Genomic DNA, 24,529 nt, shown 5'->3' with positions numbered 1-24,529 from the left:
CTCGATGCCTTACTCTACAGCCCGATCGCGTTGGTATGCCCAACTGGCAAGCAAGCCAAAAGCACAGCCTGTCCACAGCAACCAAACCACATGCAGCCAGAGATAGCCATCGTAGGTCTGTCCTGCTGACCATAGCACCAATTGTCCATAGTGATAGAAAGGCGAATAGGCGATCGCATCTTGAACAAGCTGCGGAACAGGTAAAGGTAAACCACAAGTAAACAGTGCGATCGGAATGGCTAAACCAGCAATGGAATCCACACTTTTAGGATTGACTAGATAGCCTAAAGCCAAGCCAAAAATCGTAAATGGAATACTACCTAGCAGCAAACTTGTAAATTCTAGCGATCGCTGTGCCAAGGACTGATCTATGCCCAGTTTCCATGCCCCTAGCCCCAAGATCAGCAGGAGACTAACCGCCGAGATCACCAACGACATCATCACTTTCGCGGATAGGTAGGCAAAGGGATGCAAAGGCGTAACGCGCAATAGCTTCAGCCAACCTTCAACCCGTTCTACGGCAACTCGCTTGCCCGTGCGCTCAAAGGCGATCGTCAGCAAACTCAGTCCTGCAAAGAAAATCGCTCCTAACATACCCAAACGATCATCTGGTGGAAACAACGCGATCGCACTGGAAAAGAGTAAGGTGCCGATCACATAGGTGGGAGTTCGCCATAATTGTAATGATTCTGCCCATAGTTGTGGCAAAAAGCCTCGCAATAGACTGTCATTCCCATAGGGCAAAGTTGGGGAATTCTTTGTTGGTGGATTGTCAGCCGCAAGGATCGCGGTCTCCGAGCTTATCGTTGGCGAGGAATAGAACAACGGGACACCACCTTTCGACATTCCTACTTGTTTTCTTTCAGTGACGGGAGGGTTTAGTGGTTTGGCGATCGCACTTTGTCGAGCTTCATGAATGCGCCCATTATCCAAAGTAATTATTCGCGTTGTGAGGCTGACTAACTCCTTCCAGTCAGCCTGATTATTTGTCACCATCAAAACGGTTTTGCCTTGGGATACGCAGAGACGCAATTGCTTCCAAAAGTCGGCATAACCCTCTGGGTCAAGATTGCGCGTCGGTTCGTCTAATACCAGTAGATCGGGCTTTCCAGCCAAGGCTAAGGCGAATAACAGGCGCTGTTCTTGTCCACCCGATAGATTTGCTGCCCAGTCGTTGTGTTTCCCCGTTAAGTTCACCGTATTGAGAATTTCTTCGGTAGAAAGCGCATCGGGGTAGTAACTACGCACGAGGTCAATCAATTCTTTAACCGTCAGATTCTTGGGTGGACTCACCTTCTGTAATACCACGCCTACGCGGGTCTTTGCCGATGGCAGGAGTGGCGATCGCCCTAATAGCATCGCTGTCCCTGTATCTGACTGTAACAAGCCGAGAATGACGTTGAGCAAGGTGGTTTTACCCGCGCCATTTGTGCCACGCAGGACGATAAATTCTCCTTGGCGAACAGTCAAACTGATCTCTTGGAGAATGGATTTCTGTCCAAAGCGTTTAGAAACATTTTGCAGTTCGATAAAGTGCATGATTTCTGTGCCTAAGTTGTCAAGGACTACAAAATCAATGCATGAATTGGCTGACGATCCAACCAACCACAAATCCTGCCCCAACTGCCACCATCACGGAGGTTCCAAATGCTGTAGTTAGCACGAGTACAGTGGCGGCGCTAGCTCCTAGAGCTAATACCACAGGTACAGTCGCAACTGGCGCGATCGGATTGCAGCTACTAAAACTCAAGATGCAGTTGTTACTTCCTTTGTTCGCAAACAAAAACATGGTCAGCACCAGTACGCCGATTAACCCAGCTACGAGAAGGCGATTGCCAGATAGAGCCGCCCAACGCGCTGACAGTTCTGATAGGAGGGAAGTGCCTTGGGTATCACCAGACGCAGCAACATCTTTTGCCTGTAGTTCGGGTGATGGGGCAGTAACTTGGGTGGGTTGAGTTGGTTGGACGGCTTTACTAGCTGCTTTACTGGCTCCAGCAATGCTGCTATTCGATTTGGAGGAAGACTGCATAGATATACCTCGTGAGGTCGAAGTGATAACTTCTACACTTTACGAGACACTGGACGCTTTGATGAAAAATTTAACGAAAAACCACACTGCTACACCAAGGCAAACCGTGATGATCGCGGGTGCTCCTGCTACCGCAGAGACGATCGCTACGGCTGTACCAGATGCAACGCTGATGGTATTGGGGTTGATGATGTCGCTAGTTGGGCGATCGCGGCTAGCAGGAACGTGAGGATCTTGCGGTTTAGAACTGGTGCGATCGTTATGGGTCAACCAATTGGGAATGGGCGATCGCTGAGCGGTAGCGTGATCTTTTTTAGGTTGGCACTTGGCAGGCAATGTGTCGTTCCAAGCGATGATCGGTGTACAGGAATGCTGAATTTCCCAAGTAATTCCACTCAGTAAAATCGTCCATAGCAAGAATAGAATCCAGACAATGGCTTTTGTAGCGATCAGTTGTCTAGGTAAAGATTGTGGAGCTTTTACAACAGGTTGCATGGCTTGGGGCAATGGTTGAGTTGTCCTAAATCATATCAATTCTTGTGAGTTGCGATCGCCAGTTCCTTAAACCCAAAAGAGAGACGTGGCACGAAGCACCACATCTCTCTTTTGGGTTTTGATTGTGTCTTTAAGATGAATCTATCTTGATTTTGAGCTAGAATACGGTTTTGTTGGTCAGGTCTAATCAGGCAATGAGCGAGATAAAGAGTAGTTTAATCAATTCAGCCAATCAAGTACAATTCCTTGATGAATTTGAAGTCGTCGTCGTTGGCGCAGGACATGCAGGCTGTGAAGCCGCCCTCGCCTCGGCACGCATGGGCTGTAAAACCTTACTCCTCACCCTCAACCTCGATCGCATTGCATGGCAACCCTGTAATCCTGCCGTTGGTGGCCCCGCCAAATCACAACTTGTCCATGAAGTCGATGCCCTCGGCGGCGAAATTGCCAAAATCACCGATCGCACCTATTTACAAAAAAGAATTCTTAACAGTTCACGGGGACCCGCCGTCTGGGCATTGCGAGCGCAAACCGACAAACGCGAATATGCTGCGGAAATGAAGCAGGTAGTTGAGAATGAGCCAAATCTCTCTGTGCGTGAAGGTACAGTTATTAATACTTTGCTAGATGCCAACCAAGGAATTATTGGTGTCGAAACTCAATTTGGCGTAGGTTATGCTTGCAAAGCAGTAATCTTGACCACAGGTACATTTCTCAATGGCAAGATCTGGGTGGGTAATCGCTCCATGTCCGCAGGTCGGGCTGGAGAATTTGCGGTCTCAGGACTTACGGAAACTCTCAATGCCTTGGGATTTGTCACTGATCGCCTCAAAACAGGCACACCAGCGCGAGTCGATCGCCGCAGCGTGGACTATAGCAAAATGGAAGTGCAACTTTCGGATACTGAGCATAACTGGTTCAGCTTCGATCCGAGTGCATGGGTGGAACGCGAGCAAATGAATTGCTATTTAACTCGTACTACTGCCGAAACCCATCGGATCATTCGCGAAAATCTACACCTTACACCCGTTTATGGTGGTTTTATCGATGCGAAGGGTCCGCGCTATTGTCCGAGCATCGAAGATAAAATAGTCCGTTTTGCCGATAAAGAGAGTCATCAGATTTTCATTGAGCCAGAAGGACGAACAATTCCTGAGCTTTATATTCAAGGATTCTCAACGGGAATGCCTGAGAATATTCAATTGCAAATGTTGAGAACTCTCCCCGGTCTCGAAAATTGTCATATGCTCCGCGCTGCCTATGCCGTCGAATATGACTATATTCCTGCGACTCAATGCTATCCCACTTTGATGACGAAGTTGATTGAAGGGCTATTTTGTGCGGGTCAAATTAATGGAACTACTGGTTACGAAGAAGCCGCCGCACAGGGATTGATTGCGGGGATGAATGCGGCTCTATTTGCGAATGGTAAAGAGATGGTGGTATTACCTCGCGCTAGTAGCTATATCGGTACGTTAATCGATGATCTTTGCACTAAGGAATTGCGTGAACCCTACCGAATGCTGACGAGCCGTTCTGAATATCGCTTGATTTTGCGATCAGATAATGCCGATCGCCGACTTACTCCGATTGGACGCGAGATTGGCTTAGTCGATGATCGTCGTTGGCAAATGTTTTGTGACAAGCAAGAGCGAGTTTATGCCGAAGTGGCACGTCTGAATGGAACTCGCGTTAAGGAGAAGGATGAACTTGGACAAAGAATCACTGCCGAAACAGGGGAAATAATTCGTGGTGCAATTACGCTTTCGGATTTATTGCGTCGTCCTAAGTTTAACTACGCGGAATTGATTCACTACGGTTTGGCTGATCCTAACTTGAATCGCTTTGAACGTCTGGCTGCGGAAATTGAAGTGAAGTATGTGGGCTATATTCAACGCCAAGAGCATCAAATTGAGGAGGTTGCGAAACATAGCGATCGCAAGTTACCAACTGATATTGATTACAATGCGATCGAGACTCTTTCTAAGGAATCAAGAGAGAAGTTGAGCAAGATTCGTCCGATGACGATTGGACAGGCTAGCCGCATCGGTGGGGTGAATCCTGCGGATGTGAATGCATTGCTAGTGTATTTAGAGATTCAGCATCGGATTGCAGCAAAGACAAGATAAGTAGTTTTTTGAAATTTTAGAATATGAGTTAAGGATAGGCAGGGTTTTGATATGACTAGTTCTACTTCGCAAGGTGCAAATAAGAGAAATGCTTCTAGCGAAGTAATAACTTCTAGTGATTTAGCGAAGGCAAGGGAACTGAGCAAAAAAGCTAGAGATTTAGCTAAGGTTGGGAAGTTGGAAGAGGCGATCGCATTATTTGAAGAAGCTCTAGCGATCTATCCGAATAATGCTGAAATTATTGCTGATTATGCTAAGGCAATGAGAGATGCTGGAAAACATAGCATAGCAGGTGAACTATTTGAAAAGTGCTTAAAATTAGAACCAGACAGCATTAAAAATATTTTTAGTTACATTAAATCCTTAAATAATCAGAAAAACTTTGCAAGAGTATTTGAACTTTTTGACTATGGCTTAAAACTTGAGCCAAATAACATAATACTTATGTCAGCATATGGTAGAGCAGCAGCAATGTCTGGTGCTTACAAAAAATCCAATGAGCTATTTGAACAATGCTTACGATTTAGCAAAAATAATATTCCTACATTAAATAGCTACGCGAATGCATTAGTAGAACAAGAAAAATATCAACGTGCTTTTGAATTATTTGAGTACTCCTTGCAATTAGATAGAAATCATGTTCGCACATTAACTTGTTATGCAAATGCCTTGGTACGACAAGGGCAATATCAACGTGCTAGTGAACTATTTGAACAATGCTTAAAATTAGATGGAAATGATATTCGTACATTAACTAGTTATGCAAACGAATTAGTACGACAAGAGCAATATCAACGTTCCAATGAACTATTTGAACAATGCCTAAAATTAGATAGGAATAATGTTCATACATTAACTAGTTATTCAAATGCATTAGTACAACAAGAGCAATATCAACGTGCTTTTGAATTATTTGAGCAATGCTTACAATCACACAAAAACAATATTCCTACATTAAATAGCTACGCAAATGCCTTGGTACAACAAGAGCAATATCAACGTGCCTTTGAATTATTTGAGCATTCCTTACAATTAGATGGAAATCATGTTCCTACATTAAATAGCTACGCAAACGCCTTGGTACAACAAGGGCAATATCAACGTGCTTTTGAATTATTTGAACATTCCTTACAATTAGATGGAAATGATGTTCGCACATTAACTTGTTATGCAAATGCCTCGGTACAACAAGGGCAATATCAACGTGCTTTTGAATTATTTGAGCGTTCCCTAAAATTAGATGGAAATCATGTTCGCACATTAACTTATTATGCAAATGCCTTGGTACAACAAGGGCAATATCAACATGCTTTTGAATTATTTGAGCATTCCTTACAATTAGATGGGAATGATGTTCATACATTAACTTTTTATGCAAATGCCTTAGAACAATCCTCTTCATGGCAGCGATTAATCGAACTTCGCCCAGATAATTCCTATGCTCGATTACAATATGCCCAACAGCTAGAAGCAAAAGGTGATCTTAAAAAAGCACTTACACAACTTTTGTCAATTGATTTGTCATCACAAAAGCCTTATCACGCTAATATTATTCGATTAAATCTTGGGCGCTTGTATTATCGATTAGGGCAAGCTGACTTAGGGAAACAGTTCTTTGATGAAGCGATCACTAACTCAGATGAACAAGATAAAACTATTCTCTATGCCGCCCGTAGCCTTTTAGCAACAAATCCAAATAGTCAAGAAGCAATTAATTTATTACTCAAAATTCAAGAAGACTCACCGCGCTATGCTGAAGCCATGAAAGCGATCGCCCTTAACGCTGATGCAGAAACTTCTTACGAGCTATTTGGAGCCGATGAAGAACAAATTGATGATATCGAAATGCTCTATCGTGCCATGTATCACAAAATTGGCAACGAAATTGCAGTGCTGAGATCGATTTCTAATCGCTTGCTCAGGAGAATGCAGGGAGAACATCCTCTCGTTAAAGAAATAGTGAATGACTTTGAAAAGTTACAACAAGGTATCGCCAGTCAGAGAGCCAATGAAAAAGCAGCGATCGCTGGGATTGCTCCAAGTAACTACAAACAGCTAATAGAAATTGTTTCCAAAACTGCCCATGACATCTCTGACGAAGTAAACAATCAACTCGCCGTAATTGAGTCCAAAACTCGCCGTGCCATGCGTAAACTTACGGCTGAAGATCAACAATACCAACAGTTTGAAAAATTAATTTTACAGCTAAAAATTACTCAAAAAGCGATCAACGATCTCAAATCTATTAACGAAGGTAAAACCATTCGTAGAAATCATTTTCTAGTCCATCAATTATTTGAAAAATGGGAGCCAGCAAACTGGACAAGTCAACCTCGCATTGATGGTGTGCGTATTCGTCTGGACATTCGTAATCCTGACTCAGAATTTGATGGTGATGAAGAAAAGATCAAAAGCATCCTCAATGAACTTGTGGAAAACTCCCTCAAACACAATCACGGCAACTCTAATTTATCGATTCGTATGTATTCCAGCGATCTGCTTAACCCACAAGATATTAGCAGTCCCAAAATCCCTGGCGATCGCAAATTTTTATATATAGAATTTACAGATAACGGTCAAGGCGTACCAAACGACAAAAAAGATTGGATCTTTCAACCATTAAAAACCACATCCCCCGAAGACAAAGGTAGCGGCTTAGGACTATTTATTGCCCGTAAAACCATCAAAAAAATGGGTGGACAAATTCGGGAAGTTGGCGAAGCAGGTAAAGGTGTAAGATTTCAGATATATTTGCCTTATCTATCCTCAAACGCTTTGTAGCAAAACATTGTAGAAATACACAAAAATAGAAATCACCCATGCAAACCCAAAACGTCCATCTCTTAGTAATCGAAGACCGAGCCGATAACTTGAATGAATTACTAACGTGGTTACGGGAAGACTTTGGCTATCAGGAAATCGTTACCGCCACCACCACATCAGAGGCATTAGAAAAACTAGCATCTCCCTTTGATGTCGTGATTTCAGATATGCGGATGTACGATGAGGTTGATGCAGGTTTTACTATTCTTGATTGGGTACAACAGCGAAATCTATCCTCAGTCGTGATTATTTTCACTGCCAATGAGTCATTAGAAGATTGCTATCGCGCTTGGAAATCAAAGGCTTGGGACTACATATCCAAAAATCCGCCCACAGGTAACGCATTTGATACCCTCAATGATTCAATTCAAGAAGCGATCGCCTATCTCAATCGCTGGGGCAATCTCCCAAATCAGCAATGGTTGGAAGAAAATCAGCAAGATCTAGAAGCCAAATATTGGGGACAATACATCGCGATCGCCAATCAAGTTGTCATCGAATCAGCAGATACAGAAGACGAACTATACCAACGCTTAGAAGAAAGAAAACTCAGAAGATTTACGACAACCATTAAGAAAATTGGCGACTTGCGACCAATCTCAGAACTAATCCAACTAGGCGAAAGTGACAAACTAGAATTCAAAAGTTCATTGCAATGGGATGTACGCGAGAAGAAAGAAAACAGAAAATTACAGCTTAATACTCTAAAAACCATAGCCGCTTTCTTAAATGCTGATGGTGGGACTTTATTGATTGGAGTTGAAGACGATGGCAAGATTTTTGGACTGTCCAAAGACTTAGATTGTTTAAGTAATCGAAACCTTGATCAATTTGAAAGACATCTTGTACAGCTTATTGAGACTAGCATCGGCAAAAAATTTCTACCATATTTAAAACTTCGATTTGTCAAAATCAATGAGCAAGATGTTTGCGGCGTATATGTCCGTAAATCCCCACAAGCAGCATTTTTAAAATCAGAAAAAGGCATAGAATTCTATATCCGTTCTGGCAATTCGACGCGATCGCTTAACATCCAAGAATTTCACGATTATTTCCTTAATCAAACCAAGAAATTAACGTAATTTGCCAGTGTACCTAGAAATTTAACATCGCCTTACGACAAGAAGTAAGGTAGCGCTCTGCTCTACCCTGATTTGGGAGAGAACTAATGCGCCGATCGCATCGATAAACTAATCCGTTTCAAAGATTCATTTACCTCTAAAACTCGCACCTTTACCACCTGACCAACCTTGACAATTTGCTTTGGATCGCTGACAAAGCGATCGGCTAATTGCGAAATATGGATTAATCCATCTTGATGCACCCCAATATCCACAAATGCACCAAAGTTAGCCACATTAGTAATAATTCCTTCTATCTCCATCCCAATTTGCATATCAGAGATTTTCTGAATCGCATCACTGAAAGTCGCATACTTGAACTCAGCACGCGGGTCACGCCCTGGTTTTTCTAATTCCCGCAAGATATCGCGCAAGGTTGGCTCACCGATCGCATCCGTCACATATTGCTTAAGGCTAACTGTTTTCAGCTTATCCGCCGCTTGCGAGATTTCCGATAGCGGCACATTCAGATCGCGGGCGATCGCCTCCACAACACTATAACTTTCAGGATGCACAGCAGTGCTATCTAAGGGATTAGCGCCACCACGAATCCGCAAAAAACCTGCCGCTTGTTCAAAGGCTTTTGCGCCTAGTTTCGGAACCTTCAGCAAATGACGGCGATCGCGAAAAGCACCATTTTGATTGCGATAGGTAATGATGTTATTCGCTACCGTGGCGCTGAGTCCAGAGACAAACGTGAGCAGTTCTTTAGAAGCGGTGTTCAGGTCTACACCAACAAAGTTAACGCAACTCTCCACGGTTTCATCTAGCTTCTTCTTCAGTAACTTCTGATCGACATCATGCTGGTACTGTCCTACACCGATGGACTTGGGATCAATTTTGACGAGTTCAGCGAGTGGATCTTGCAAGCGTCGCCCAATGCTGACAGCGCCGCGTACCGTCAAATCGAGATCGGGAAACTCAGAAATTGCCACATCACTTGCAGAATAAATTGATGCCCCTGATTCGTTGACCATCACTTTGATTGGCGGATTCTTCAGCCCTTGAATTACTTCCATCACAAAAGCATCAGTTTCTCGTCCCGCCGTACCATTGCCGATCGCAATTAGTTGAATTTGATACTTCTCAATCAAAGTTCTCACAGTCCGCGCCGCCTGTTCTCTTTGAGCTACCGCCTGATGCGGAAAGATAGTTTGATATTCCAGAAACTTGCCTGTCTCACTAATTACGGCTGTCTTGCATCCTGTCCGAAACCCGGGGTCGATCGCAAGGGTTGGTTTCATCCCCGCAGGCGCAGCTAGCAGTAAATCTCGCAAGTTGGCTTCAAAGGTTTTAATTGATTCACCATCAGCCCAAGCTTTCTTTTCGCTGATTACCGAGGCGATCGCGGAAGTTTTAATCAAGCGATTAAAGGCATCCTTGAGCATCTCTTGATAAAACTGCCGCACTGCTGGAGTTTTCGCCCGAATCTGCTGCGATTCTAAATAATCAAGGATATGGGCTTCGTCAAAGTCTAGATTAAGGGTGAGGATCTCTTCAGTTTCTCCACGCAACAGAGCCAGAAGATTATGGGGAGCGATCGCCTTTACTTTTGCACTATAGTCACGGTACATCTCAAACTTGGTCGTGCCAACGGGATGCGTCGCCTTGATCTGCGAGACAAATACTCCCGACTGCATCAAGTATTCTCTAATATGGGCGCGATATTCGGCATTTTCCGCAACTTCTTCCGCGAGAATATCCGACGCACCTTTGAGAGCTTCTTCAACGGTTTTTACTTGTTCCGATAAATACTTAGCGGCTTCCTGTGACAATGACGCTGTATTGATATTCGGACGGTTGAAAGCTTTGATGGCTTCGGCAAGCGGTTCTAATCCTTTTTCTCTAGCGATCGCTGCTCTAGTCCTCCGTTTAGGTCGATAGGGAAGATAGAGATCTTCGAGTTCTGTTTTTTGAATACTTGCCTCAATTTTGGCTTTGAGTGACTCAGTTAGTTTGCCTTGATCAGCGATCGCTAGGAGAATGACGGCTTTGCGATCGCGTAGTTCTGTTAAATAGGCATAACGATCTTGGAGATCCCTTAATTGGATCTCGTTCATTTCTCCTGTGCGCTCTTTGCGATAGCGGGCGACAAAGGGAATAGTTGCGCCTTCGGCAAATAGTTCTAGGGCATTTGTAATTTGTTCAGTGCGAAGAGAAAGTTCTTGGGCTATGAGTTGGATGATCAGTTGTTCAGGGTTTTGCATTTATCGAAGCAACTCCATAGGGATTCTTTTTCAAGAACCGAATTTCTGTGGTGCACGAAGCCACGCCACAGAAATTCGGTTCTTTATTTTACTGTGATGTTACAGCAATTACCGAACAAACGAGCCACAAGATAAATTTTGAAAGCGTTGCTTTGCAACGCTTTCAAAATTTATCTTGGTTGGGACTTGAGCGCAAAGCGCTACCTTGTTGCGATCTTCAAATTTATACTGTCTTAAATTTAAGCAGCCAACCGATCGCACCGCCAACGATAATTAACCAAGCCGAATTAACTTTAGGGAATTTAAGCAAAATTGCCAGACTAGCGATCGCTACAAGAACTGTCCAGATATCAATCAGAGTTCCACGCCCTAATTCCCAAGCTACAGCCGCCATCAATCCAATGGAAGCAGCATTAACTCCATCCAGAAAACCTGCTGTCCAAGGAGACTTTCGTAATTTGGAGACAAAGGGATTAATGACAGGAACTAAGATAAAAGCTGGTAAAAAAATGCCAATCGTGGCAGCGATCGCCCCTAAATTTCCTGCCAAGATGTAACCGATAAATGTTGCAGTGGTTAATACTGGTCCAGGGGTAAACTGCCCAATCGCCACTGCATCTAGCAATTGTTGGGATGTCAACCAATTGCGATCAACAAATTCCTGCTGGACAAATGCTAGTAGCACATAGCCACTACCATAGAGAACTGAACCAATTTTCACAAAGCTGAAGAATACAGCAGTCCAAGGTTTAAGAGTGGTTTCGGTAGTAACGGCGCTTAAAGGTAAAGGGAAAAAGGAAAAAGGAAAAAGAATGCTAGAGAGAGATTTAGGATTCTTGAGGAAGCTAAGGTTACGAACTAGGGTTACGGCGACACCTGCACCGAGCATGAGGACAATTTCGTTAACGTTTAGGAAATATAGAACTAATACGAAAATCCCTGCACTCCAAGTTGTGGCATTTTTTAGCGCCGATCGCCCTAATTTCCATAATGCTTGAGCAATAATCGCAATAATTACGGGCTTAACTCCATATAGCAACCATCCAACCGTGGGAATAGTTTGATACTCGACATAAACGATCGCCAATCCCCATACCAATAACATCGCAGGAATAATAAAACTCGCGCCTGCGACGATCGCCCCTAGCCATCCTCCTTGTTCTAGTCCAACATGAATTACTAACTCCGTCGAATTAGGACCTGGAATCAGATTCGTAATCCCCAGTAAATCTAATAATTTCTCGCGACTCAGCCAGCGATGACGTTGCACTACTTCTAATTCTATCTGCGCGATATGGGCGGCTGGCCCCCCAAAGGCGATCGCGCCAAGCTTCGCAAAAACTACTGCTAATTCCCATAATTGTGGCTTTGCCGATAACTGAGTTTCTTGATCTTGATCATTTAACAAAGATTCTGGTTCTAGATCTTCTTTTGTATATTCAGGCATATTTTTTTAAAATTAGGTGCGACATACTTGATTAGATCAATTAGCAATAGAGTCTTTTTAGCTCAAAAAATTCATCTTATTGTTAACTCTGATGAGCATACACAAAGCCTTATACTTTTGGCAGGTATCCCAGAATACTAAAAAGCTTTTGCCTAACTTACAGATATGGTAGATCCGCTCAAATCACAGCAAATACAACAGTTACAGACTTCAGAAAGTTCTGATCTGGGGTTATGTGGTCAATCAGAACCGATGTTTTATTATTTTGCTTACGGTTCCTGTATGTGTCCTGTGGATTTGAAGCGATCGCTTGGGGAGACAGCCCATCATTATGTTGTAGGTGTGGCGCGTTTGAGTGGATATAAGCTTGGTTTTTATTATCGTTCGCCCCATCGTGATTGCGGCTGCTTAGATATTGTCAAAGATCCGAATTCACATGTTGAAGGAGTTTTATATTGCTTACCGATGCGTTTAAGCGATCAGCTCGATCTACGTGAGGATGTATCGAGGGGTGGCTATCAGCATGAACTGATTACAGTTACTGTTGGTCAAACTGTTTACACCAATGTCAGAACCTATAGCGTAGTCAATAAGCTATCTCGTGAACTTGCTCCCAATGATTGGTATTCCAATGTTGTTTTGCGAGGTGCTTCTACCTGTGGATTAACCGAAAAATATTTTTGGCAATTGTTTTATCATATTTACCAATTGCAGTCATATCACAAACGCCAATACAGTTAACTATTGGTGGGCGCTTCGCGCCCACCAATAGTTAATACCTATTCCCGAAAGTATGGCAACACTTTTGGGATTTAAAAACCAAACCCAGTTATACCAAAGCACAAAATGGCTACGCCATTTTGTGCTTTGGTATAACTGGGTTTGTCTCATGTGAAATTACCTAAATCACCTCATCCCGCACAACATTTTCTCTTACCCATTTACGAAATTCCCTTAAGGTTCCACTTTCTCCTAAAGTTAGACGCTTCTGCACATATTCCACAATTATCGCGGCTGGCAAATCAGGAAAAGATAAACTCTTTTCTATTGGCTGATATGCTCCATTGTCTAAGGCAAGAAATTCTAAACTATAGCCATCATAGCGCCAGACTTCAGGCACAGCTAGCAAAGCATAAATTGGTAAACGGCGATCGCTTGGATTGGTAATATCCACTTCTAGAACCAAGTCGGGTGCTGGATCTTGTCCTACAATAATTACTTCTTTACCACGAATTATTGGCTCATTTTGGATGTAGTAACAAGAATCTGGCTCTGCTCCTAGCTTTAGATCGGGAATCTTCATCAGTAAAGAGCCAAGCTTTCGCAAATCAATTTCTAATTCATCAGAAAATGCTCGAATTAAATCATCAATAAACCGATTACTACCTTCATGGAGCGAGAGCGGTGACATAATTTCTAAAGTACCGTTGATGTAATGAAATAAGGTTTTACGGCGATCGCCAATATCAGCAAGTAATCGTTCAAATGTATCCCAGCTAATGTTATTCAAGATCACGCGATTTTCGGCAAGTGGTCTAACTTGCTCAGCGATCGCAGTGGAAGTTAAGTTAGTAGGTTTACTGAGTGGTGTGGCAATCATCGTAGTTTCCTATGTTTTTCAAATTCTTGTTTTTTTACTCTTAGATTAAAGAACGTAGGCGATCGCCTTTTTCCTATTGTTTCCTCTCCTCAAGTTAATTATAGGTAGTTTTAGAAAACAAATGCTAGTATAAATATTACCTAAAATTAAGCCTTAACATTTGTCCATATGCCTTTAAGTTGGAATGAGATTAAGCAACGGGCGATCGCCTTTTCTAAGGAATGGGAAAATGAGACTTCAGAGAAGTCAGAATCTCAATCTTTCTGGAACGAATTTTTTAATGTGTTTGGCATTTCACGGCGGCGGGTGGGAAGTTTTGAGTTGCCTATTAAAAAGGCGGATAACAAACAAGGTTTTATTGATTTGCTGTGGAAGGGGACGATTTTGGTAGAGCATAAGTCTAGGGGCAAGGACTTAGACAAGGCGACACAACAGGCTAAAGATTATTTCCCAAATTTAAAGGAGCATGAGTTACCCAAGTATATTTTGGTGTCGGATTTCCAGAAATTCAGGCTCTATGATTTAGATACGGATGTTAATCATGAGTTTGAGCTAAAGGATTTTGTCAACCATGTACATCTATTCGGCTTTATGGCGGGATATGAGAAACGGGTTTATAAGGATGAAGATCCTGTCAATATCGCGGCGGCGGAGTTGATGGGGAAACTACATGATCGCCTCAAGGAGATTGGCTATACGGGGCATGACTTAGAGGTGTATCTAGTCAGGCTGTTGTTTTGTATGTTTGCCGATGATACGGGGATTTTTAACAAGGGGATTTTTTGGGAATATATCGATCTGCATACGAAGGAAGATGGTAGTGATTTGGCGATGCACATTGCTTCGATTTTCCATGTTTTGAATACGCCAAATGAGCGCCGTTTAAAGAATTTAGATGAGAATTTGGCACAGTTTCCCTATGTGAATGGGAAGTTATTTGAGGAGACTGTGCAACCTGCGGCGTTTGATCGTGATATGCGCGAGATGTTGCTAGAGGCTTGTGCGTTTGATTGGGGTAAGATTTCGCCTGCGATTTTTGGTTCGATGTTTCAAGTGGTGATGAATCAGACGGAACGGCGGAATTTAGGAGCGCACTATACTTCTGAGAAAAATATTCAAAAGTTGATTAAGCCGCTTTTTTTGGATGATCTTTATACTGAATTTGAGAAAGTAAAGGGCAATCGCAACAGGTTAAACGAGTTACATCAGAAAATTGCGAATCTCCATTTTCTCGATCCTGCCTGTGGTTGCGGTAATTTTTTGATTATCACTTATCGAGAGTTGCGGGATTTAGAGATTTTGATTTTGTTGGAGTTGAATAAGGGTGGGCAGTTGGTGACGGATGTTAGCTCAATTATTCAGGTAGATGTAGATCAGTTTGCGGGGATTGAATACGATGAGTTTGCGGTGCGGGTGGCTGAGGTGGCGATGTGGTTGATCGATCATCAGATGAATGTGAAGGTGAGTAATGAGTTTGGGCAGTATTTTGTGCGGTTGCCTTTGAAGAAGGCGGCGAAGATTGTGCATGGTAATTCGTTGCGGATTGATTGGCGATCTTGTTCCCCTCCTTCTAAGGAGGGGTTAGGGGTGGTTCCGAGAGTATCTAAAACCTCTTCTAGCTTTTCCTTAGGCGAAAGATTAAGAACCTCCCCTAGCCCCTCCTTTCAAGGAGGGGGACAAGAGTTAGGATGGGGACAAGAATTAATAGAGCAAGTTCCTTATAAGGTGATTAGTAATCTAGCTAGTAAGAAAGATTTTCGGCGAGAGTTGAGGAATAATGCGACTCCTGCGGAGGTGACTTTGTGGAAAGCTTTGCAGGGTAAGCAGTTGGATGGGTTTAAGTTTAGGAGACAGCATTCAATTGGTAATTACATTTTGGATTTCTTTTGTCCGAGTGCTAATTTAGCGATCGAGTTGGATGGTGGTCAGCATTTTACGCAGGAGGGTAGGGAATATGATGCGGTTAGGGATGAGTTTTTATGGAGTGTGGGAATTACAGTGTTGCGTTATGCCAATAATTTGATTTTTGAGAATTTAGAGGGGGTGTTGGAGGATATTAGGGAGAATTTAAGAAGCTCTTCTAGTGACTCCTTGAAAGGAGAGCGGGTAAGAACCTCCCCTAGCCCATCCTTGGAAGGAGGGGAACAAGAGAAGATGGAGTCTTTCTCCCCTCCTTCCAAGGAGGGGCAGGGGGTGGTCTTTGACTATATTTTAGGGAATCCGCCTTTTGTCGGTAAGCATTTGCAAAGCGCTAAGCTGAAGTCGGATATGGAGATAATTTTTGCTGGGGTGAATGGGGCTGGTGTATTGGACTATGTTTGTGCTTGGTACTTGAAAGCCGCTCAATATCTAAACTCTTGTTCCCCTCCTTTCAAGGAGGGGTTAGGGGAGGTCAAATGCGCTTTTGTTAGTACAAGTTCTATTTCGCAAGGTGAACAAGTCGGGATTCTCTGGCAAGAGCTTTACAACAGATATAAGATTAAAATCCATTTTGCTCATCGGACTTTTAGTTGGAGTAATGAGGCAAAAGGTAATGCGGCTGTGCATTGTGTGATTATTGGCTTTGGGTTGCAGGATATTGAAAATAAAAGGGTTTTTGATTATGCAGATATCAAGGGTGAGCCAACAGAGAGAAAAGTTAGAAACATTAATCCGTATTTGGCTGAGGGGAATGATTTAGTAATTCTTAAAAGAACTAAGCCAATTTGTAATGTACCCTCAATGTTAGCTGGAAATAAGGCTATAGATGGTGGAAACTTGATTTTTAACGATCAAGAGAAAGAGCAATTTATTAAAGTAGAGCCTTTATCAGCTAAATATTTTAAGCAATTTATTGGTTCAGATGAGTTTATAAATGGGAAAAGTAGATGGTGTCTTTGGCTAGTTGATGCCCATCCGCAGGAATTAAAGAAAATGTCTTTGGTAATGAAAAGGATAGAAAATGTGAGACAAATACGATTGGCAAGTCCTGATAAGCAAGCTCGTTTTTTAGCTGACTATCCTACAACTTTCAGAGATAAGCATAATCCCGATTCTGCAATTATTGTTCCATTAGTTTCATCTGAGAATAGAAAGTATGTACCTTTTGGATTTATTGATAACAATATAGTTCCAAGCAATCTTTGCTCTTTTATTGCTGATTCTAGCTTGTATCTCTTTGGTGTCCTCACTTCAGAAATGCACATGACTTGGGTTAGGTATGTTTATGGAAGATTAAAAAGTGATTTTCGCTATTCTAATACAATCGTTTACAACAACTACCCATTCCCTGAAAACATCAGCGACAAACAAAAGCAAAAAGTTGAAGATGCGGCGCGAGTGGTTTTGGCGGTACGCGAGAAATATACCTCCCCTAGCCCATCCTTTCAAGGAGAGAAAGTAAGAACCTCCCCTAGCCCCTCCTTTCAAGGAGGGGAACAAGAGAAGATTGAAGAAGAGGGACAAGAAGAAAAGGAGTCTAACTCCCCTTCTTTCAAGGAGGGGCAGGGGGAGGTCAAATCCAGCCTCGCTGATCTTTACGATCCCCTCACCATGCCGCCCGACTTGGTAAAAGCCCATCAAGCCCTAGACAAAGCCGTAGACCTTTGCTATCGTCCCCAGCCCTTTGTTAGCGAACTAAACCGCATCGAATATTTATTTAGCCTCTATGAAGCTCTAAGTGCGCCACTGATCAAAGTTGAGAAGAAAAAACGGGTTAAGAAAAGAGAGTGAAGAAAATTATTTTTCTAATCATCTAACAATTAAACGGAGTCAAAATCATGCAAACATTACCTAAAATCGAAGAAACATTAATCGCAGTCATCAAAACCTTACCAATCGAAAAACAGCAAGCACTATTAGAATTTGCCGAATTTTTGCAAGCCAAAACAACTCCTAAAGCCCCAAGCAAAAGCATCAAAGGCTTATGGGCAAATGCAGATATTAACCTCACCGAAGAAGAACTTGCCGAAACTAGAAAAGAAATGTGGACAAACTTCCCCAAGGATATTGAACTATGAGCGTTGTAGCTGACACCCACACAATTATTTGGTATCTGCGAAGTCCAGAAAAATTATCATCAAATGCAGTAAGTTCCCTTGATAATGCCTTAAACAATGGCGAATCAATTTTTATATCTGCAATTTCTCTTGTGGAAATAAATTATTTAGTTGAGAAAAATCGGATTCCCACAAGTTCGCTAGAGCAACTTTTACAACTCATAGACGCTCCACTTGTAAAATTAGTTGTTGTTCCACTAGATACCCCAGTAGCCAAAGCTTTTACCCAAATCCCGCGTGAGATTGTTCCAGAAATGGGCGATCGCATTATTGCGGCAACCTCTCTATACCTAGGTCTGCCTCTAGTTACAAAAGACCATAAAATCAGAAACTTATCAAACATTCAAATAATTTGGTAGCCTTAAAAGCAGATGTAGTTATGCGATCATTTGATGTGGTGATCGCTAATTTATATCATTAACTTTCAACTTCCTCAAGAAAAGCGTTCGCATCTTGAATAACCATAGCTAAACTTGGCTGATCGCAAGAAATTACGCGATCGAGATAATCCCTAAAACTATTACGCGACATTTCTTAACTTACTCTCTAATTCTTGCCGTAAAGCTAGATAATGTCGGTAATTACTCGCCCAATCAAACGTATCTTCATCATCATCCGTTTTGCCTTGCTGATACTTTACAAAAAAGTCGGCTGAATCAGTTTGATATTTAATCTCATAACTGTATAGCTGCTTAGCCAAAGCTACTAAAGCATCTAGAGGCGATGTGTATTCAGTAATCTGTTTACGCATGACATTTATTCTTCAAGTGTTTGAGAAATTCTTACATTTGTTTCTAGTTTCAACAATCATGACGACTTCCTGAAATCTTATTAAGATTATAGTGGGTTCTTTAAAAGCTCTGACACAAAGCTCTAAAAGCAGGTTTAGTTAGACAATTGTCTGATATGGCGATCGCTAATCTTTCCCATTACTAGCAAGAAGCATAATAAGCGCGATCGCAAGTTCATATCTAAAACCAAAGAGGCAACTTTACTTAGTAAAGTTGCCTCTTTGGTTTGTTTTATTTCTTGCCGCCGCCTTGATTTTTGAGACGGTAGGTAATGCGTCCTTTAGTAAGGTCATAGGGCGTTAGCTCCACCTTAACGCGATCGCCTGGCAAAATCTTGATATAGTTCCGACGAATCTTACCCGAAATGTGAGCAAGTACATTAAAGCCATTATCGAGCGCAACCCGAAACATAGCGTTAGGAAGAGACTCAGTTACCGTCCCTTCCATTTCAATAGAATCTTCTTTTGACAAACAAACTCTCCCAAATTTAGTATTAGTTCTTTATGTATTTGTTGTGAGCGCAAAGCACTTGCAACATAGGATAGATATTTGGTGAAGCATCACTTGATCAAATATCACCGCATCTATGCAAAGAATTTTTTGATTGTCTCAGTTACTTCTGGCATCGACGGTGTGCCATCAATTTGAGTAACATGATTTCCATAAAATTCTAGCAAAGGTCGAGTTTTGGCATTGTACTCTTCCAATCGATTTTTGATGACTTCCTCATTATCATCAGCACGTCCTTGATCGATCGCCCTTGCTAACAAGCGATCGACTAAAAACTGATCTGGCACATCCAGATTGACCACCGCATCATAGGGTTGGTTAATCTCCGCTAATAGCGCATCAAGAGCCTTAGCTTGGGCTACTGTGCGCGGAAAGCCATCAAGAATCCAACCAACTTGAGTATCAGGCTGTCTCAAGCGTGACTCAATCACCTCAATTACAACCTCATCAGGCACAAGTCGCCCAGAATCACTAAAAGACTTAACTTTCAGTCCTAGCTCAGTCCCTTGCTTGATTTCAGCGCGAAAAATATCGCCAGGTGCAATTTTTGGCACTTGCCAAGCTTCAGCCAAAATTTCGCCCTGTGTACCCTTACCCGCTCCAGGTGGACCCATCAAAATCACTCTAGGCATTACTGTTTCACCATGCCTTCATAACGTTGAGAAATCACATAGGTTTGAATTTGCTTCGAGGTTTCGATCGCCACACCAACCAAGATCAGTAAAGAAGTTGCACCGATGCCACTAAAGGTTGATACACCAGTAGCTTTTTCTAAAGCACTAGGAATAATCGCAATACCGCACAAGAAAATTGAACCAAGCAAAGTCAATCGATTCAAAATACGGCTGATATAATCCGAAGTTGCCGTCCCAGGGCGCACGGTGGGAATACTGCTACCCATCTTCTTGAGGTTCTGTGATAATTCCACAGGATTAAGAACTAAGGTCGAGTAAAAGAAGCTAAATCCTAGAATTAGCAACATATACACAGGAATGTGACCAGCGCCACTAGGAGAAATCCAAGTCGCGATCGCCACAAACACCTCATTATTAATGCTTTGGCTGAGATAGGCTGGCAAAATCATCACCGATGAAGCAAAAATAATTGGCATCACACCGCCCTGATTTAAGCGTAATGGCAAGTAAGAAGCTTGCTCGCGATAAAGCTTGCGCCCCACTTGTCTGCGTGCCGAAATAATGGGAATCCGCCGCGTTCCTTCCTGCACAAACACAATGCCAATGATCATGACCAAGAAAATAAACAGCAGCAAGATTACGCCACCAACTCGCGAACTGTCTTTCTGAGCTAAAGCGATCGTATCTCCCAAAGAAGATGGCAAATTGGCGACAATACTAATAAAAATCAGTAAAGATGCACCATTACCAACGCCTTTCTCGGTAATTAGTTCACCAGCCCACATCACAAACATCGATCCAGCCGCCAAAGCTACTGTCGTTTGAAAGATAAAGCTAGACATAATTACGCGACCGTCACCAACTGTGATCCAGTTAGATGTAGCTTCAGAAAGTACGCCTGAGTTCTGCACCCAAACCCCAAGTCCCCAACTTTGGATCACACCCCACACAAAAGCGACATAGCGCGTGTATTGGGAAATCTTTCTGCGTCCAGCTTCACCTTCATTTTTTTGAAGATTTTCTAAACTAGGGAGCGCCGAAGTCATCAATTGCATGATGATCGAGGCATTGATAAATGGCAGAATCCCAAGGGCAAAAATACCGAGCAGTGACAAGCCACCACCAGAAAAAATATCCAAGAAATTAACTACCGCATTATTTCTGACAATTTCCGTAAAGCGGAGACGATCAACCCCTGGTAATGGCAAATAAATTCCAAGTCTAACTAGTATCAAAACACCAACAGTAACTAACAAACGACCTCTTAGCCCTGCGGCTTGAGCCATTTGCATAAAAGTTTCTTGTGCTGTCGGGTTCTTTCCTTTACTGACAACCATAACTACACTTACCTCAAGCTATTGATTGGGTTAGGCAGCGATCGCCTAACCTAAGATATTTAAATATTGTAAAGCGATGTCGAGTCACAAGGGGCTGAAGCCCATTGTCCAAAAACAACAAAAGAGAATATGTGGCGAAACGCTTAGCGTTTCGCCACATATTCTCTTTTTGACTAGGCAACTTCTACAGTGCCGCCAGCAGCTTCGATTTTAGCCTTGGCAGATGTGGTAATTGAATGAGCACGAACTGTAAGCGCTACACTCACATCACCTCTACCCAATACGCGCAATACACCGTCATTTTGAGTAATAATGCCTGCATCCATTAAGGATTCAAGGGTTACTACCGTACCTTTAGGTAATTCGCTTAATTGATCAAGATTAACAATTGTGAAATGTTTAGGATTAACAATTGTGAAATGCTTAAGTTTGGGTACTCGTCTGTAAAGGGGGATTTGACCACCTTCAAAACCAGGTCTGGTGGGGCGACCTGAACGAGATTTTTGACCACGCATACCGAAACCACCGCTAGCACCTTGCCCTGCGGCAATACCACGTCCTAAACGACGTTTGCGATGCTGTGAGCCTTCTTGAGGCTGAAGATCGTCAATTCTCATAGTTTTTCCTTTTCACTTTTGACAATAACGGCGCTTAGCACCGTTATTGCATTAATTAAATAACTGTTCAAGGGTAATACCACGCGCTCTGGCAACTTCACCAAAGGTACGCAGGGTTGAAAGTGCGTTAATTGCGGCTCGAGCATTGTTGAGAGGGCTGCTAGAACCTAGTTGCTTTGCCAAAATGTTTTTGACTCCAGCTAGTTCTAGTACAGTTCTGACAGCGCCACCAGCGATTACCCCAGTACCTGGAGATGCAGGACGAATCATCACTTTAGCGCCACCGCCAATTCCGTTAGTTGGATGAGGGATGGAATTGCTCTTGGTCAAAGGTACGTCGATCGCGTGCTTTCTAGCATCGGCAACACCTTTCTTGACGGCGTTAATAACATCAGCAGCTTTGCCAACACCAACACCGACTTGACCCTTCTCATTACCGACGACCACGATCGCACGGAAGCTGAGTTTTTTACCGCCCTTGACAACCTTGGTGACTCGACGGATTTGGACTACCCGTTCTTGCCATTCAGATTCTTTCTCGGTACGAGCGCGATCGTTCTTTTTACTATCGCGCTTACCTTTGCGTTTTTCATCGCGGTTATCGCCACTGTCGCCGCTGCCACTGTCGCGACCACCACCTGGTCTTGATTCTCTATTCTTAGCCATATTTATTTCTATCTACTGATTCACTGCTGGATGATTTAGAAATCGAGACCTGCTTCGCGAGCAGCTTCAGCGAGAGCTTGGACTCTTCCATGATAGAGGTTGCCACCACGGTCGAATACAACCTTGGTAATTCCCTGTGCGATCGCTCTTTCAGCAATCAATGCACCAACCTTAGCCGAAGCTTCAGAATTGGCTGTAGTGGTGAGGCTCTCACGAACATCTGATTCGAGGGTTGAAGCAGCAACGAGAGTATGTTGAGCCACATCATCAATTACCTGCGCCACAATATGATTGTTAGAGCGATAAATTGCAAGGCGAGGACGTTCGGGTGTACCTGACATCCCCTTACGAATTCGCTTATGGCGGCTTATGGTTGCTTGTCTACGACTATTAGCACTCATGTTTTTTATATATGAAGATTACAAAAATTAAGAAGATTAAATAAAGAAGCTAGAAAAAGCTTAGCTTTACTTCTTACCAGTCTTACCAGCCTTACGTCTGACAAATTCACCGAAGTAACGAATACCCTTGCCTTTGTATACTTCAGGAGGACGTACAGCTCGAATTTTGGCTGCTAAGTTACCAACGATTTCTTTGTCAATACCTTCGACAACAATAAATGTGCCTTGAGGTACTTTCTTGCCAGAGGCATCTTCAACTGCGAGGGAAACTCCTGTAGGAGGAATAATATCAACAGTGTGGCTATAGCCAACAGTCAGAACAATATTGCTGCCGTTCAAGTTAGCCCGATAACCAACACCTTGAATTTCCAACTTACGCTGAAAGCCAGTGGACACACCTTCGACCATGTTGGCAACGAGGGTGCGGAAAAGTCCGTGCTGTTGCCTTGCAGGACGAGATTCATTGGCACGATTAACAACTAAGTTGTTTTCTTCTTGCAGAACTTCCACAGTGGGTGGCAACACCCGTTTAAGTTCTCCTTTAGGTCCTTTGACGGTTACCTCTTGCCCAACGATCGAGACCGCAACTTTAGGGGGAAGAGGAATGGGACGTTTTCCAATACGAGACATGTCTGTTTTCCGTTGCTTGTAATGTTATGTGCTGAGTTAACAGCCTGAATTACCAGATCTTTACGATCTGAATTACCAGATATAGCAAAGGACTTCACCGCCGACACCCTGTTTACGGGCTTCGCGATCGGTCATGATCCCTTTAGAGGTGGAGATGATCGCAATGCCGATCCCACCTAATACACGGGGTAATTCTTTGGAGTTCGAGTAAACCCGTAAACCAGGTTTGCTAACGCGCTTGAGGCGCTTAATAATCGATTGACGATTTTTGCCTTCATACTTGAGGGCGACGACCAAAGCGCGGTCGATACTTTCGCCTGTTTCTTCAAAATCTGCGATAAAACCTTCTTGTTTCATCACTCGGGCTATGCTCAACGTCATTCTTGTGGCAGGAATGGAAGTTGTCTGATGCTTTGCAAGTGTTGCATTGCGAATGCGGGTAAGCATGTCCGAGATGGTGTCGTTGGTAGCCATCCTTATCTCCTAATTCGATCTACTTATGATTCTCTAAAGGGCATACCAACTGCTTTCAGGAGCGCACGTCCTTCTTCGTCCGTGTTGGCAGTGGTAATGATGGAAATATCAAGCCCCCGAATTTGCTCAATACTGTCGTAGCTGATTTCGGGGAAGATAAGTTGCTCGCGGACACCGAGGGTATAGTTACCACGTCCATCAAAGCTCTTGGGGCTAACACCGCGAAAGTCACGGATGCGAGGCAAGGAGAAGTTGATCAGACGATCCAAAAAGTTATTCATCTTATCGCGGCGGAGGGTGACCATCATGCCGACGGGCATTCCTTGACGCAATTTGAAACCAGCGATCGCTTTTTTAGCTCTAGTTACCACGGGCTTTTGACCAGCGATCGTCGCAATCTCAATCAAAGAAGCTTCTAGAGACTTAGCATTCTGAGCAGCTTCACCCAGACCGCGATTGATCACCACTTTCTCAAATTTGGGGACTTGATGAATGTTGGTGTACTTGAACTGTTCCATTAATTTAGGAACAGCCTGTTTGGCATAGACTTCGGTAAACGGTGTTAGCATTTTATCTT

At 43.0% G+C, this 24,529-nt stretch carries 23 protein-coding genes and 1 pseudogene; 8 read left to right on the top strand and 16 right to left on the bottom strand.

Annotation, left to right across the window (positions count from 1 at the left end; all coding sequences use genetic code 11):
• Positions 1-9: 9 nt before the first annotated feature.
• The 3 genes from B9G53_RS08110 to B9G53_RS08100 are packed head-to-tail and all read right to left on the bottom strand — an operon-like array spanning position 10 to position 2,527.
• Positions 10-1,539, bottom strand: coding sequence for an ABC transporter ATP-binding protein/permease (locus tag B9G53_RS08110; protein WP_094531013.1), 1,530 nt, complete (start codon positions 1,537-1,539; stop codon positions 10-12).
• A 34-nt stretch (positions 1,540-1,573) separates the two neighbouring features.
• A complete protein-coding gene (locus B9G53_RS08105; protein WP_094531011.1) occupies positions 1,574-2,032 on the bottom strand; it encodes a hypothetical protein in 459 nt (152 codons plus the stop codon).
• A 39-nt stretch (positions 2,033-2,071) separates the two neighbouring features.
• A complete protein-coding gene (locus B9G53_RS08100) occupies positions 2,072-2,527 on the bottom strand; it encodes a hypothetical protein (protein WP_094531010.1) in 456 nt (151 codons plus the stop codon).
• Positions 2,528-2,721: 194 nt separating this feature from the next.
• Between B9G53_RS08100 and mnmG the strand changes: the two genes are divergently transcribed.
• The 3 genes from mnmG to B9G53_RS08085 are packed head-to-tail and all read left to right on the top strand — an operon-like array spanning position 2,722 to position 8,561.
• Entirely contained in the window at positions 2,722-4,656 is a 1,935-nt protein-coding gene (mnmG, locus tag B9G53_RS08095; protein ID WP_094531008.1) for a tRNA uridine-5-carboxymethylaminomethyl(34) synthesis enzyme MnmG, read from the top strand.
• A gap of 51 nt (positions 4,657-4,707) precedes the next feature.
• Entirely contained in the window at positions 4,708-7,437 is a 2,730-nt protein-coding gene (locus B9G53_RS08090; protein ID WP_094531007.1) for a tetratricopeptide repeat protein, read from the top strand.
• Between the two features lie 38 nt (positions 7,438-7,475).
• Positions 7,476-8,561 (top strand): RNA-binding domain-containing protein, encoded by a 1,086-nt coding sequence (locus B9G53_RS08085; protein WP_094531005.1) that lies wholly within the window; start codon positions 7,476-7,478, stop codon positions 8,559-8,561.
• An 83-nt stretch (positions 8,562-8,644) separates the two neighbouring features.
• On the opposite strand, the gene B9G53_RS08080 is transcribed toward B9G53_RS08085, so the two are convergent.
• Positions 8,645-10,807 (bottom strand): Tex family protein, encoded by a 2,163-nt coding sequence (locus B9G53_RS08080; RefSeq protein WP_094531004.1) that lies wholly within the window; start codon positions 10,805-10,807, stop codon positions 8,645-8,647.
• A gap of 223 nt (positions 10,808-11,030) precedes the next feature.
• Entirely contained in the window at positions 11,031-12,254 is a 1,224-nt protein-coding gene (locus tag B9G53_RS08075) for a chromate transporter (RefSeq protein WP_094531003.1), read from the bottom strand.
• Positions 12,255-12,419: 165 nt separating this feature from the next.
• Between B9G53_RS08075 and B9G53_RS08070 the strand changes: the two genes are divergently transcribed.
• The gene (locus B9G53_RS08070) at positions 12,420-12,995 is read left to right on the top strand and encodes a gamma-glutamylcyclotransferase (protein WP_094531001.1); all 576 of its coding nucleotides are present in this window, start codon (positions 12,420-12,422) and stop codon (positions 12,993-12,995) included.
• A 160-nt stretch (positions 12,996-13,155) separates the two neighbouring features.
• On the opposite strand, the gene B9G53_RS08065 is transcribed toward B9G53_RS08070, so the two are convergent.
• On the bottom strand, positions 13,156-13,854 hold the full coding sequence (locus tag B9G53_RS08065; protein ID WP_094531000.1) for a Uma2 family endonuclease: 699 nt from the start codon (positions 13,852-13,854) through the stop codon (positions 13,156-13,158).
• A gap of 168 nt (positions 13,855-14,022) precedes the next feature.
• On the opposite strand from B9G53_RS08065, the pseudogene B9G53_RS28975 reads away from it, so the two are divergent.
• The 4 genes and pseudogenes from B9G53_RS28975 to B9G53_RS08050 form a co-directional block, all read left to right on the top strand.
• A pseudogene (locus B9G53_RS28975) lies at positions 14,023-15,486 on the top strand (type IIL restriction-modification enzyme MmeI); the annotation flags it as partial.
• 93 nt (positions 15,487-15,579) lie between these two features.
• Positions 15,580-17,565 carry a type IIL restriction-modification enzyme MmeI gene (locus tag B9G53_RS28970; protein ID WP_369682997.1) on the top strand — a complete coding sequence of 662 codons (1,986 nt, stop codon included), beginning with the start codon at positions 15,580-15,582 and terminating at the stop codon, positions 17,563-17,565.
• A 47-nt stretch (positions 17,566-17,612) separates the two neighbouring features.
• On the top strand, positions 17,613-17,852 hold the full coding sequence (locus tag B9G53_RS08055) for a DUF2281 domain-containing protein (protein ID WP_094530997.1): 240 nt from the start codon (positions 17,613-17,615) through the stop codon (positions 17,850-17,852).
• Positions 17,849-18,250 carry a type II toxin-antitoxin system VapC family toxin gene (locus B9G53_RS08050; protein WP_094530996.1) on the top strand — a complete coding sequence of 134 codons (402 nt, stop codon included), beginning with the start codon at positions 17,849-17,851 and terminating at the stop codon, positions 18,248-18,250. The genes B9G53_RS08055 and B9G53_RS08050 overlap by 4 nt, the downstream gene beginning before the upstream one ends.
• Positions 18,251-18,411: 161 nt before the next feature.
• On the opposite strand, the gene tumA is transcribed toward B9G53_RS08050, so the two are convergent.
• The 10 genes from tumA to rplE all read right to left on the bottom strand — a co-directional run bounded on the left by tumA (position 18,412) and on the right by rplE (position 24,521).
• Entirely contained in the window at positions 18,412-18,642 is a 231-nt protein-coding gene (tumA, locus tag B9G53_RS08045; RefSeq protein WP_094530995.1) for an antitoxin TumA, read from the bottom strand.
• 271 nt (positions 18,643-18,913) lie between these two features.
• A complete protein-coding gene (gene infA, locus B9G53_RS08040; protein ID WP_094530993.1) occupies positions 18,914-19,153 on the bottom strand; it encodes a translation initiation factor IF-1 in 240 nt (79 codons plus the stop codon).
• 113 nt (positions 19,154-19,266) lie between these two features.
• Entirely contained in the window at positions 19,267-19,824 is a 558-nt protein-coding gene (locus B9G53_RS08035; protein ID WP_094530991.1) for an adenylate kinase, read from the bottom strand.
• Positions 19,824-21,164 carry a preprotein translocase subunit SecY gene (gene secY, locus B9G53_RS08030; RefSeq protein ID WP_094530989.1) on the bottom strand — a complete coding sequence of 447 codons (1,341 nt, stop codon included), beginning with the start codon at positions 21,162-21,164 and terminating at the stop codon, positions 19,824-19,826. Before secY ends, B9G53_RS08035 begins: the two co-directional genes overlap by 1 nt.
• 173 nt (positions 21,165-21,337) lie before the next feature.
• Positions 21,338-21,781: a 50S ribosomal protein L15 gene (gene rplO, locus B9G53_RS08025; RefSeq protein ID WP_094530987.1), complete on the bottom strand. Its 444-nt coding sequence runs from the start codon at positions 21,779-21,781 to the stop codon at positions 21,338-21,340.
• Between the two features lie 51 nt (positions 21,782-21,832).
• Entirely contained in the window at positions 21,833-22,447 is a 615-nt protein-coding gene (gene rpsE, locus B9G53_RS08020; RefSeq protein ID WP_094530985.1) for a 30S ribosomal protein S5, read from the bottom strand.
• Between the two features lie 35 nt (positions 22,448-22,482).
• A complete protein-coding gene (gene rplR / locus B9G53_RS08015) occupies positions 22,483-22,848 on the bottom strand; it encodes a 50S ribosomal protein L18 (protein WP_094530982.1) in 366 nt (121 codons plus the stop codon).
• A gap of 66 nt (positions 22,849-22,914) precedes the next feature.
• Positions 22,915-23,478: a 50S ribosomal protein L6 gene (rplF, locus tag B9G53_RS08010; protein ID WP_094530980.1), complete on the bottom strand. Its 564-nt coding sequence runs from the start codon at positions 23,476-23,478 to the stop codon at positions 22,915-22,917.
• Between the two features lie 72 nt (positions 23,479-23,550).
• A complete protein-coding gene (gene rpsH / locus B9G53_RS08005; protein WP_094530978.1) occupies positions 23,551-23,952 on the bottom strand; it encodes a 30S ribosomal protein S8 in 402 nt (133 codons plus the stop codon).
• A 23-nt stretch (positions 23,953-23,975) separates the two neighbouring features.
• Positions 23,976-24,521, bottom strand: a complete 546-nt coding sequence (rplE, locus tag B9G53_RS08000) for a 50S ribosomal protein L5 (RefSeq protein ID WP_094530976.1) — start codon at positions 24,519-24,521, stop codon at positions 23,976-23,978.
• Positions 24,522-24,529: the final 8 nt, after the last annotated feature.

It is taken from the genome of Pseudanabaena sp. SR411, from assembly GCF_002251945.1.
In the GTDB taxonomy this organism is placed as follows: domain Bacteria; phylum Cyanobacteriota; class Cyanobacteriia; order Pseudanabaenales; family Pseudanabaenaceae; genus Pseudanabaena.
Note: the sequence above shows the minus strand (reverse complement) of the source record. Positions and strands in the feature narration are given on the sequence as shown.